Genomic DNA, 11,209 nt, shown 5'->3' with positions numbered 1-11,209 from the left:
CCCCCCCGCCCGGAACGCCGCGACACGACACCCCGGCGTGAAACCCCTTGGATGGGGCAGGGGGCGGCGCGTAAGGTGCCGCGCCGACATGCCCCCCGCCTCCCTCCGAAAGACGCTCGCGCTGGTGACCTGCCTGCTGGCGGGCTCCGTCCTCGCCGCTGATTCCGGCAAGTGGACGCGGAAGGCCGCGGCCGGCAAGGACCTGTACGCCACGCTCCAGACGAGCGAGGGCGCCATCGTCGTCCGGCTCTTCGCCAGGGACGCGCCCAGAACGGTGGCCAACTTCGTGGGACTGGCCGCCGGTGAGAAGGAATGGCGGGACCCGAAGACGGAGAAGATGACCCGGAAGCCGCTGTATGACGGCACGGTGTTCCACCGGGTGATTCCGGGCTTCATGATTCAGGGCGGAGACCCCACGGGCAGCGGCTCCGGCGACCCGGGCTACCGCTTCGCGGACGAGTTCCAGAGTGGCCGGACCTTCGACAAGCCGGGCCTGCTGGCCATGGCCAACGCGGGGCCCAACACCAACGGCAGCCAGTTCTTCATCACCACCTCCACGCCTGGGCACCTGAGCGGCAAGCACACCCTCTTCGGTGAGGTGCTCAGCGGCTACGACGTGGTGGAGAAGATCAGCAACGTGCCTCGGGACAACAGGGATCGCCCGCGCACCGCGGTGGTCCTCACCCGCGTGCTGCTGAGCGACAAGGCTCCCAAGGGCGTGACGGCCCCCTCGGCGAGCAAGGAAGCGGCGCCCCAGAAGGACGCGGGCGCGAAGACGGTTTCACCAAGGCCGTGACACATGACCGGGTTCGTCCTCGGACGGGCCCCCACACGGGAGGGTAGCATGGGAATGTTGGACGAGGCCCGCGCGGGCAATGACCTTTACGCCACCTTCGACACCACGGAGGGGCAGATCGTGGTGAAGCTGTTCGCGAAGGATGCGCCGAAGACGGTGAGCAGCTTCGTGGGCCTGGCGACGGGCGAGCTGCCCTTCCAGGATCCGAAGACGGGTGAGAAGACCCAGCGCCCCTACTACGACGGCATCATCTTCCACCGCGTGATTCCGGGCTTCATGATCCAAGGCGGAGACCCCACGGGCAGCGGCAGCGGTGGCCCGGGCTTCAACGTGGAGGACGAGTACCAGAGCGGCCGGACCTTCGACAAAGTGGGCCTGCTGGCCACGGCGAACGTCGGCCGCCCCAACACCAACGGCAGCCAGTTCTTCATCACCACGTCCAAGCCGACGTACCTCAACAACAAGCACACCATCTTCGGTGAGGTGCTCAGCGGCTACGACGTGGTGGAGAAGATCGCCGGCGCGCCGCGCGACGGCCGGGACCGCCCCCGCCAGGATGTCGTCATCAACAAGCTGACCATCTCCACGACCCAGCCGTAGCCTGTCCACTCGCCGCCCGTCCTGGCATGACCGGACGGGCGGTGGGCTGCTATAGGCGCTGTCCAGACGTTCCCTTTTCGGGCCTCCGTGGTACGCGGCGTCCCAGATCACCTCCGAAGCAATGGCCTCCCCCAAGACACACCGCAGCGGCTTCGCCGCCCTCATCGGGCGCCCCAACGTGGGCAAGAGCACGCTGCTCAATGCACTGACCGGCGAAAAAATCGCCATTGTCTCCCCCAAGCCACAGACGACGCGCAACCGCATCCTCGGCGTCGTCACCCGTCCGGAAGGGCAGGTGGCGTTCATCGACACGCCGGGCATCCACCAGGCCAAGGGCGAGCTGAACCGCTACATGGTCGAGGTGGCCCTCCAGGCGGCGGAGGAGGTGGAGCTGGTCCTCTTCCTCATCGAGCCGCCGGCCAGCGAGAAGCCCGAGGTGAGCCCGGGCAACCGCGCCATCCTCGAGCGGCTGCAGAAGATCGGCAAGCCGACCTTCCTGGTCATCAACAAGATCGACAGCGTCGCCAAGGGGCAACTGCTGCCGCTCATCGACCTGTACCGCCAGGAGTTCCCGTTCGCGGAGGTGGTCCCCATCTCCGCCCGGGAGAAGGACGGGGTGGAGCGGCTGTTCCACACCGTCCTGGAGCACCTGCCGGAAGGCGAGAATGTCTTCGACGAGGACATGCTCACCGACCAGCAGGAGCGCGCGCTGGCGGCCGAGTACATCCGCGAGCAGGTGCTGCGGCACTGCCGCCAGGAGATTCCGTACTCCACGGCGGTGGTCGTGGACATCTTCGACGAATCCGAGCGCGAGCCCCGGCCGGGCACGCCGCCGAACCAACTGGGCGGGCTCATCCGCATCGCCGCGTCCATCTTCGTGGAGCGCGACAGCCAGAAGGCCATCATCATCGGCAAGCAGGGGCAGATGCTGAAGACCATTGGCACCGACGCGCGCAAGTCCGTGCAGCGGTTGCTGGGCGCGCACGTGTACCTGGACCTGCGCGTCCGCGTGGAACCGCGTTGGAGCGAGCGCCCCGAAGGCCTCAAGAAGCTGGGATACGACTGAAATGAAGCCCCTGGTCGCAATTGTGGGACGCCCCAACGTGGGCAAGAGCACGCTGTTCAACCGGCTGGTGGGCCGGCGCGTCGCGCTGGTGCAGGACGAGCCGGGCGTGACGCGGGACCGCCACTACGCGGACGCGGAGTGGGAGGGCCGCAAGTTCACCTTCATCGACACCGGCGGCTTCGTGCCCGGTGACGAGGATCAGCTCCTCCAGCAGGTGCGGGAGCAGGCGCAGCTGGCCGTGGACGAGTGCGACGTCATCGTCTTCGTCACCGACGCCCGGGCGGGCCTCACGCCCGCGGACGAGGCCGTGGCCACCTACCTGCGCAAGAGCGGCAAGCCGGTGGTGCTGGCCGCCAACAAGCTGGACAACACGTCCGGGCAGATGCAGGCGCTGGCCGGTGAGTTCTACCGCCTGGGCCTGGGCGACGTGCAGGCCCTGTCCGCCGAGCACGGCCTGGGCATGCAGGAGCTGTTCGACTCCGTCGTGGCCAGGCTGCCGCCCAAGGAAGAGGGTGAGGACGCGGAGGCGCCGCCGGACGACGGCATCATCCGCCTGGCCATCATCGGCCGGCCCAACGTGGGCAAGAGCACCCTGGTCAACGCCATCCTGAAGGAGAAGCGGGTGGTGGCCAGCGAGGTGGCCGGCACGACGCGGGACCCGGTGGACTCCGAGCTCACGTACAAGGACCGCAAGCTGCTGCTCACCGACACGGCGGGCATCCGGCGCAAGAAGTCCATTGCCCAGCGCGTGGAGCAGTTCTCCGTGGTGGCCGCGCTCAAGGTGATGGAGCGCAGCGACGTGGCGGTGCTGTTGATGGACGCCATGGAGCCGGCGGTGGACCAGGACGCCAAGCTGGCGGGCCTGGCCGAGGAGCGGGGCCGCGCCCTGGTCATCGTGGTGAACAAGTGGGACCTGGTGGGCGCCGACCAGCGCCGCCAGGAGACCTTCCGCGAGTCCCTCAAGCACTCGCTCAAGTTCGTGGGCTACGCGCCCATCCTCTTCACCTCCGCGCTGACGGGCTCCAAGGTGGAGAAGGTCGTGGACGTGGCGACGGAGCTCGCCGACCAGTTCCGCTTCCGGGCGCCCACCCCGCAGCTCAACCGGCTGCTGGAGCACATGGTGGACAACCACCCGGCGCCCATCGTCCGGGGCAAGCCGCTGCGCATGTACTACATCGCGCAGGTGGCCGCGGCGCCGCCGACCTTCACCATCACCGTGAACCATCCGGACGGCGTTCCGGACATGTACAGGCGGTACATCACCAACCAGCTGCGCAAGACGTTCGACCTGCGCGTGCCCATCCGGCTCATCTTCAAGGGCCGGCCCGGGCAGGCCAAGCGCGAGGCCCGCAAGCGGCCGCAGCGCCAGGGGAAGCGCTGAGGCGTCAGTGCGTTGACACTCGCGGCGCGCGCTCCATACAGTGCGCCGCTCTTTAAAAGAGGTTTCCAGACGTGGCCGGAACCACCAAGACCGAGAAGATTCGCCAGAAAGAGCTCAGCCAGCCGGACACCTTCCAGAAGGCGGGCACCGAGGCGAGCGACTGGCTTGCGCAGCGCCAGAAGATCATCGGGCTCGCCGCGGGCGTGCTCATCCTGGGCGGCGTGGGCGTTGCCATCGCCAGCGAGGTGTCCAAGCGCGGCGAGGAGAAGGCCGCCCAGGCGCTGGGACAGGCGCTGACCGTGCTCGACCGGCCCGTGGAGGGCGTGGAGCCCGCGCAGCCCGGTGAGACCGAGCCGGCCTTCAAGACGGTGAAGGAGCGCGACGAGGCCGTGGTGAAGGCGCTGGGCGAGTTCCGCGCGGCGCACGGCGGCACCCCGTCCGCGGCGACGGCCGCCCTGGCCGAGGGCAAGGCGCAGTTCCGGCTGGGCAACTACGCCGCGGCGCAGGCGGCCTTCGGCGAGTACCTCAAGGGCGCGCCCCAGAACGATCCGCTCCGCGCGGAGGCCCTCGAGGGCCAGGGCTACGCGCTCGAGGCGGATGGCAAGTACGAGGACGCCATCAAGGCCTTCGAGCAGATGGGCGCCGCGGGTGGCCCGTTCCTGCTGGGCATGGGCGACTACCACAAGGCCCGAATGCTCATCCTCCTGGGCAAGAAGGAGGAGGCGGCCCAGGTGCTGTCGAAGCTGACCACGGCGCAGCCGAACACGGCGGCGGCGCGTCAGGCCGGTGAGCGCCTGGCGGTGCTGGCGTCCGAAGGTGTGAAGGTTCCCGCCCCGGAGGCTCCGGCGGCTGCGCCCGTTCCGGACGCAGGGTAGAAACACACGCCATGACGATGCGGCTCGTGAGCTGGAAGCGTTGGCTGGGTGGCGCCGTGGCGGCAGGGCTTCTGGGCGGCTGCAGCGGCGCGCGGTACTACGGCAATCCGGAGCTGCCCCGGCCGCCGTCGAACACGCCGCTGGAGTACTTCTCCGTCAACTGGTGGACGCCGCTCGCGCCCGCGCAGATGCTGGAGTACGGACCGCGTGAGACGGCGACGCCGGCCTATGACGCCGTCAGCCGGACGGCCGTCGCGCTCACGCGGGACGGGTTCGCCCGCGGCGTGGGGCCCGACGGCCAGGTGAAGTGGACGTACAAGACGGGCAGCCGCTTCAGCGCCGGGGCCCGGGTGGTGGACGGCGTGGCCTACATTCCGGGCGGTGACGGCGTGCTCTACGCGCTGGACGTCGCCTCGGGTGAGGAGAAGTGGAAGTACGTCGCGGGCGAGGCCCTGGCCACGGTGCCCGTGGTCGTGGACGGCCTGGTGCTCGTGGCCTCGGAGAGCGACACGCTCTTCGCGGTGAAGCGCGCGGATGGGCAGTGGGCCTGGCAGTACCGCCGGGATCCGCCCACCGGCTTCACCGTCCGTGGGGCTTCGCGGCCCCTGGTGCGCGAAGGCGTGGCCTACATCGGCTTCTCCGACGGCTTCGTGGTGGCGCTCAGCGTCGACGACGGCGGCGTCACCTGGGAGCGCTCGCTGTCCGGTCCGGGCTCCGAGTTCCTGGACGTGGACAGCAGCCCGGTGATGGACGCCAACGGGCAGCTCTACGTCACGTCGTACAAGAGCGGCATCTTCGCGCTCGAATCGGAGTCGGGCGACCTGGTGTGGAACACCTCCGTGGCCGGCATGACGTCGCTGCTGGTGAGTGGCCAGGTGCTCTTCGCCTCGGGCGACGGCCGGGTGGATGCCTACCTGGCGGAGACGGGACGGCTCCTCTGGTCGCATCCCCTGGGGGAACGGGCGGCCTTCGCTCCGGTGTTCGCCCAGGGAATGCTGCTGGTGCCCACGTCCCGTTCGCTGCTGTTCCTGGAGCCGAAGACGGGGCGCTCGCGCGTGTCGTGGAACCCCGGGAGCGGCGTCACCGCGCCGCCCTTCGTCGCGGGCAGGCAGCTGTTCGTGCTGTCGAACAACGGCTACCTGTACTCCCTGGACATGAACGGGATTGACGGGTGACGGCGCCGGCCCGCAGGACGGTCCGCGTGGTCGCGGCGCTGATTCCGCGGCCGGAGGATGGACGTCAGTTCCTGGTGCAGCAGCGGCTCCCCGGTGGAAGCCGCGCCTTGCTGTGGGAGTTCCCCGGCGGCAAGGTGGAGGCCGGGGAGACGGACGAGGCCGCGCTGGCCCGTGAGTGCCGCGAGGAGCTGGACGTGGAGCTCGCCGTGGGCCGGCGGCTCTGGGAGGGCCAGCACACCTATCCGGACCTGACGGTGGAGCTGGTGCTGTACCTGGCCCGGATGGTCTCAGGCGAGCCCCGGCCCCTGGGCGCCCATGCGCTGGCGTTCCACACGCCGGCGCAGATGCAGTCACTGCCGTTCTGCGAGGCGGACATCCCGCTCCTGGACGACCTGGTGGCGGGAAGGCTGGGCGCGCTCGATTGATGCTGCAGCGGACGTTCCAGCACATCCCCAGCGTCGGCCCCTGGCGGGAGAAGGACCTGTGGTCCCGCGGCATCCGGACCTGGGAAGACTTTCCGGAAGCGGGCCAGGGGGTGGCGCTGAGCCGGAAGTCCGACGACGTGGCGCGGGCGCGCATCGCCGAGGCGAAGGACGCGCTGGCCCGCCGGGACTTGCGCAAGCTCGCGGAGCTGCTTCCGGGCCGGGAGCACTGGCGGCTGTACCCGGAGTTCCAGGACGACGCCGTCTATTTCGATATCGAGACGGACGGCCGGGAGGCCCAGGCGCCCACGGTGGTGAGCCTGTTCGATTCGAAGGGCCTTCACGTCTTCATCCAGGGCCGGAACATGGACGCGCTGCCGGAGGCCATGGCGGCGCGGCGGCTGTGGGTGACGTTCAACGGCTCGTGCTTCGACGTGCCCGTCCTGCGCAACTACTTCGGCCCGGGGCGCTTTCCGGTGCCGGACGCGCACATTGACTTGCGGTTCGTGACGCGGCGCCTGGGCATGGGCGGTGGGCTGAAGGAAATCGAGGGGAAGATTGGCGCGGAGCGTCCGCCGCACATGAAGGGCGTGAATGGCTACGACGCGGTGCTGCTGTGGCGCGCGTACCAGCGCCGCGGCGACGTGGAGGCCCTCCGGTTCCTCGTCGAGTACAACCTCTACGATGCCTTCCAGCTCCGGACGCTGATGGACGTGGCGTACAACCGCGGCGCGGACGAGCTGAACCAGGATGTTCCCCGGCTGCCAGTCTTCGAGCGTGGCGACGTGCTTTACGACGTGAGCCGCATCATCTTGGAGCTGGGGCCGACCGAGCGGGATTTGCAGACGCTTGCTCGCGTCCGGGCCATGGAGCAGGACGGCTGAGCGGGCAGGGTGACTGTGCCCGGTTCGCCGTCCTGGCGGCAGCCGTGCATTCGCGAGTACCGGACGGTGAACATCTGCGCGTGCGAAGTGAAGCGGTCCGGTGGAATGACCTGGGGGGGCGTTTGTAGGTTGAAGGGTCCACCTACGGAGGAATGAATGAACGACCCGACGAATCCGACGCCGGCCGAGGTTCCCGAATCCGCACCGCGCTCCAAGGGCAAGACGCTGGCCGTCGTCCTGGGGCTGGCGGGCCTGGCGTTGGTGGCGTCGTACTTTGGTCTGCGGCGTCAAGAGTCGCGTCCGGCGGAGGTGCCCGCGGTTCCGACGGAGCCCGCTGGCGAGACCGCCGCGGCACCACAGACGATGCCCGAAACGTCGCTGCCGGAGCGGGACGCCGAGGTTCGCAGCCTGGCGAGCCAGCTCTCGCCTGAACCCGAGCTCGCGCGGTGGATGAACGAGAAGGACCTGGTCCGGCGCTTCACGGCCGCGGTGAACAACATCGCGGACGGCTCAAGCCCGCGCACGGTGCTCGGGTTCCTGGCGCCCACGGGGGCTTTCCAGGTGACCCAGGTGGACGGCACCACGGTCATCGACCCGGCCAGCTATGCGCGCTACGACACCGTGGCTCGCGTGCTGGGCTCCATCGACACGCAGGCCGCGGCCAGCGTGTACCGCGAGCTGAAGCCGGCGATTGACCAGGCCCACACGGAGATCGCGCCGCCGGGACAGACTTTCAGCAGCGCCCTGAGCGCGGCCATCCAACATCTGCTCAAGGTGCCCGCGCAGGAAGGCCCGGTGGAAGTCGTGCCGGAGGGCGCGCTGTATGCCTATGCGGCGCCGGAGCTGGAGGACCTGAGCCCCGCGCAGAAGCATCTGCTGCGCATGGGGCCCCAGAACATGAAGCTCATCCAGGCCAAGCTGCGGGAGCTGAAGAACGCACTGGGCCTGCCGCCGGTCGCGGATCGCTGATTCAAGGCCAGTCCCGGGCCGCCCAGGCTCAGCGGCGTTTCTTCTTGCCGGCGGGCTTGGGCGCAGGGGCTGGCTTTTCCTTTTCGCCAGCGATTTGAAGGGCCTGGCGGAACTCGTCGACGTCACGGCCCAGGCCGTCGGTGAACGCGGTGCCAGTCTGCGCCTCCACGACCAGGGTGTACTTGAAGCCGGACTTGAGCGGCTGCGGCAGCTGGATTCGGTAGACGAGGCCGGTTTCGGATTCCTCGACGTCGTCATCGGACACCATGGCCCGGTCGGCTTCGTCGAACAGGCGCACGCGGTAGTTCTTGAGCGGGCGGGTCGTCCGGAGCTCCAGGAGCGTCGTGGGCTCGATGATGGAGACGTCATCGGGGGCCGCGGCGATCTCCGTGAGGTCCGCGATGGCGATTCCAGCGTCGTCGGCGGCTGCCGTGGCCGGCGCGCTGGGCATGGCCTGGTAGCTGAGCGAGAACCGGGTCGGCGGTGGCGGCGCGGGGACCGGAGGCGCCTCGGCGACGCCCGAATCCGGAACGGCGGCCGACTTGTCGGGACAGCCCGAGAGGACGAGAGCGCCACAGCAGGTGGCGGCGACGAGTCCGAATCGAAGAAGACGCATGTGCCGGCCACCGTATGCGCCGGAGTGAGCGCCGGAAAGCGCCGAGTGCCAGCCAGCCAGCCGGGCCGTGGGTTGGTGGCAATGGGGCCGCGGATAACCGTCCACGACGGGGCCTCTCCCTCTATGAAAGAACGTCCGATAACATGCGTTATGTAAACTAAGCGAGCGGGAGACCTGGGGTCGATTCAGGCCGTTCCCCGCCCTGGTTCCTGGGCCGTTCCGGCAAGCTCTCCATCTCCGGACGCCCGCCATGACCTTCTTCGATTCGCTCGCCGCAGATGTTCGCTTCGCGCTCCGCACGTTCCGCCGTTCCCCCGGGTTCGTCGCGGCCGCCGTGCTGTGCCTGGCGCTGGGCATTGGCGCCAACGCCGTCATCTTCAGCGTGGTCCACGGAGTCCTCCTCCGGCCGCTGCCGTACGCGGAGCCCGAGCGGCTGGTCAGCCTCGTCGAGGTGCGCCCCCAGGGCTATGGCGGGCCGGTGTCCTGGCCCACGTTCTGGGCCTGGCGCCAACACAGCCCGGCCTTCGAGCACATGGCGGCGTTCACGGGCGGCGGCGTCACGCTCCAGGACTCGGAGGCGCCTGAGCGCCTCCAGGCCCTTCGCGGAACGGCAGACTTCTTCACGGTTCATGGCGTGCCGCCCATGCTGGGCCGGACTTTCGCCTCCGCCGAGGACCTGCCCGGCCAGGCCCCGGTCGCGGTCCTCGGCGAGCGTCTCTGGCGAGCCCGTTTCGGCGCTGACCCGGCCGTCCTCGGCCGTTCCGTGAGCCTGGATGGCCTGGCCCACACCGTCATTGGCGTGATGCCGGCCTCTTTCGATGCGTCCACGGACGTCTGGCTGCCCCTGGTGGCGCCGCCGGATGCCGCCGCCCGGACCCGGTCCACGGTGCTGACCCTCCGGGCCCGGCTGGCGCCAGGCGTTTCGCTGGCCTCCGCCGAGGCTCAGTTGAAGCAAGTCGCCGCGAACTCCGCGTCTGCCCAGGCGGAATCCCACCGGCATCGAAGCGCCCGCGTCATTCCGCTCGACGAAAGCCAGACCCAGTCCTGGCGTGCGCCGCTCCAGGTCCTGCTCGGTGCCGTCGCCCTGGTGCTCCTCATCGCGTGTACGAACGTCGCGAACCTGCTGCTGGCCCGTGCGGGCACCCGGCGGCGCGAGCTGGCCGTTCGTCTGGCGCTGGGCGCCGGCCGGGCCCGGGTCGTCCAGCAGCTCCTGGTCGAAAGCCTCCTGTTGGCGCTGCTGGGCGGCGCGCTGGCCGCATTGCTGGCGCGCTGGGGCCTGGACGCGCTGCTGGCACTGGCACCGGAGCGCCTGCCCCGGCGTCAGGACATCGCGCTGGACGGCACGGCCTTCCTGTTCCTCTTCGGAATCACCAGCGTCAGCGGCCTGGCCTTCGGGCTGCTCCCGGCCCTCCAGGTCTCCCGACTGGACCTCCGTGGCGGGCTCGCCGCCGCGGGTGATGGCGGCACGGTGCCGGGCTTCGGCCGTCGCCTGGGGGCCTCGCTGGTGGTCGTGGAGATCGCCCTGTCGCTGGTGCTGCTCGTCGGCGCGGGCCTGCTCGGACGCGGCTTTCTGCACCTGCTGGGGACTTCCTCCGGACTGGCCCCCGGCCAGGTGCTCACGCTGCATCTGTCCATTCCAGACGACCGGTTCTTCAATGCCGGCGGCCTGGACGCGGAGCTGCCCGGACGGCTCCTGGAGCCGGTGCTGGAGGCGGTTCGCGCGCTCCCGGGCGTCACCGCCGCGGGCATGACGTCCGTGCTCCCCATCCAACGAGCCTGGAACAACGCGCGATACCAGGTCGAAGGAGCCCCGCTGCCAGCGCCCGGCGACGAACCCCGCGCCGAGCGCCGCGCATCCAGTCCGGGCTACTTCGCCGCCATGGGCATCCCCCTGCGCCAGGGGCGCGATTTCACGTCCCTGGACGCCGCGCCAGACCAGCCCGGTGTGGTCATCGTCAACGAAGCCCTGGCCCGCCGGCACTTTCCGACGGGAGGTGCCCTGGGTCAGCGGCTGCGCATCGGGGTGACGCCGTACACCATCGTCGGCGTCGTGGGGGATGTCCGCCAGGCGGGGCTGGAGCGCGAACCCCTCGCCGAGTTCCACGTCCCCCATGGCAGGCCCTGGGGCGATGACGGCCTCGTCCTGGTGACGCGCACCTCGGTGCCGCCGGAGACGCTGCTCCCGGCCATCCGGGAGGCCATCCGCCGCGTGGATGGCACCGTGCCCGTCTACCGGGCGCTCACCATGGACCAGGTCATCTCGCAGTCCCTGGCGATGCGCAGACTCGTGCTGGGCCTGCTCGGCGGCTTTGCATTCCTCGCCGTCCTGCTCGCCGCCTATGGCCTCTATGGGGTCGTCTCGCTCCGGGTCTCCCAGCGCACGCGGGAGCTGGGCGTCCGGATGGCGCTCGGCGCCCGGCCGGCG

At 69.9% G+C, this 11,209-nt stretch carries 11 protein-coding genes; 10 read left to right on the top strand and 1 reads right to left on the bottom strand.

Annotated features, from left to right (window positions below):
• The first annotated feature begins 88 nt into the window (after window positions 1–88).
• The 9 genes from G4D87_RS24355 (at window position 89) to G4D87_RS24315 (ending at window position 8,168) form a co-directional block, all read left to right on the top strand.
• A complete protein-coding gene (locus G4D87_RS24355; RefSeq protein WP_163784604.1) occupies window positions 89–796 on the top strand; it encodes a peptidylprolyl isomerase in 708 nt (235 codons plus the stop codon).
• A 48-nt stretch (window positions 797–844) separates the two neighbouring features.
• Window positions 845–1,396 carry a peptidylprolyl isomerase gene (locus G4D87_RS24350; protein ID WP_240358551.1) on the top strand — a complete coding sequence of 184 codons (552 nt, stop codon included), beginning with the start codon at window positions 845–847 and terminating at the stop codon, window positions 1,394–1,396.
• Window positions 1,397–1,517: 121 nt separating this feature from the next.
• Complete coding sequence (era, locus tag G4D87_RS24345; protein ID WP_163784602.1) at window positions 1,518–2,462, top strand: GTPase Era; 945 nt, start codon at window positions 1,518–1,520, stop codon at window positions 2,460–2,462.
• Between the two features lies 1 nt (window position 2,463).
• Window positions 2,464–3,843 carry a ribosome biogenesis GTPase Der gene (gene der / locus G4D87_RS24340; protein WP_163784601.1) on the top strand — a complete coding sequence of 460 codons (1,380 nt, stop codon included), beginning with the start codon at window positions 2,464–2,466 and terminating at the stop codon, window positions 3,841–3,843.
• A 71-nt stretch (window positions 3,844–3,914) separates the two neighbouring features.
• The gene (locus G4D87_RS24335) at window positions 3,915–4,718 is read left to right on the top strand and encodes a tetratricopeptide repeat protein (protein ID WP_163784600.1); all 804 of its coding nucleotides are present in this window, start codon (window positions 3,915–3,917) and stop codon (window positions 4,716–4,718) included.
• A gap of 11 nt (window positions 4,719–4,729) precedes the next feature.
• Entirely contained in the window at window positions 4,730–5,893 is a 1,164-nt protein-coding gene (locus tag G4D87_RS24330) for an outer membrane protein assembly factor BamB family protein (RefSeq protein ID WP_163784599.1), read from the top strand.
• Window positions 5,890–6,318 carry a (deoxy)nucleoside triphosphate pyrophosphohydrolase gene (locus G4D87_RS24325; RefSeq protein WP_163784598.1) on the top strand — a complete coding sequence of 143 codons (429 nt, stop codon included), beginning with the start codon at window positions 5,890–5,892 and terminating at the stop codon, window positions 6,316–6,318. The genes G4D87_RS24330 and G4D87_RS24325 overlap by 4 nt, the downstream gene beginning before the upstream one ends.
• Window positions 6,318–7,199, top strand: coding sequence for a ribonuclease H-like domain-containing protein (locus tag G4D87_RS24320; RefSeq protein ID WP_163784605.1), 882 nt, complete (start codon window positions 6,318–6,320; stop codon window positions 7,197–7,199). The genes G4D87_RS24325 and G4D87_RS24320 overlap by 1 nt, the downstream gene beginning before the upstream one ends.
• A gap of 156 nt (window positions 7,200–7,355) precedes the next feature.
• Window positions 7,356–8,168, top strand: a complete 813-nt coding sequence (locus G4D87_RS24315) for a DUF3014 domain-containing protein (protein ID WP_163784597.1) — start codon at window positions 7,356–7,358, stop codon at window positions 8,166–8,168.
• 28 nt (window positions 8,169–8,196) lie between these two features.
• Here the strand turns inward: G4D87_RS24315 and G4D87_RS24310 are convergent, their stop codons facing one another.
• A complete protein-coding gene (locus tag G4D87_RS24310; RefSeq protein WP_163784596.1) occupies window positions 8,197–8,784 on the bottom strand; it encodes a hypothetical protein in 588 nt (195 codons plus the stop codon).
• A gap of 250 nt (window positions 8,785–9,034) precedes the next feature.
• On the opposite strand from G4D87_RS24310, the gene G4D87_RS24305 reads away from it, so the two are divergent.
• Window positions 9,035–11,209, top strand: a 2,175-nt coding sequence (locus G4D87_RS24305; RefSeq protein WP_163784595.1) for an ABC transporter permease, incomplete at its 3' end; no start/stop codon positions are given.

The sequence above is a fragment of the Myxococcus vastator genome (assembly GCF_010894475.1).
Taxonomy (GTDB): domain Bacteria; phylum Myxococcota; class Myxococcia; order Myxococcales; family Myxococcaceae; genus Myxococcus; species Myxococcus vastator.
This window is presented reverse-complemented; position numbering and strand designations above follow the sequence as displayed.